Genomic DNA, 320 nt, shown 5'->3' with positions numbered 1-320 from the left:
AACTTGTCCGCCTGGCCCTTCAAGTCCTCCATGGACTTGATGTCCTTCATGTACGAAGGCACCGCCAGTTCGAGGGACGTGGGGCCGTACCAGGAGCCCAGGTCCTCAAGATCCTTGCCGTACTTCTTCCAGTACTCGGCGTGCGTGACCGGCAGCCAGGAGTCGGTCTCGAAGTCGACCGTGCCACCCGCGAGCGAGGTGTAGAGCGGGCCGGCGTCGAACTGCTTGGTCTCGACGTCGAAGCCGCGCTGCTCGAGGATCTCCTTCCACAGGAACGTGGACGCGACGCCCTCGTCCCACGGGATGTAGCCGATGGAGAT

At 63.1% G+C, this 320-nt stretch carries 1 protein-coding gene; it reads right to left on the bottom strand.

The window, feature by feature from the left end:
- A partial coding sequence (locus OKJ99_RS16710; protein ID WP_326017035.1) for a glycine betaine ABC transporter substrate-binding protein occupies window positions 1–320 on the bottom strand: 320 nt, incomplete at both ends.

The sequence above is a fragment of the Streptomyces endophyticus genome (assembly GCF_035798155.1).
GTDB lineage: Bacteria > Actinomycetota > Actinomycetes > Streptomycetales > Streptomycetaceae > Streptomyces > Streptomyces endophyticus.
This window is presented reverse-complemented; position numbering and strand designations above follow the sequence as displayed.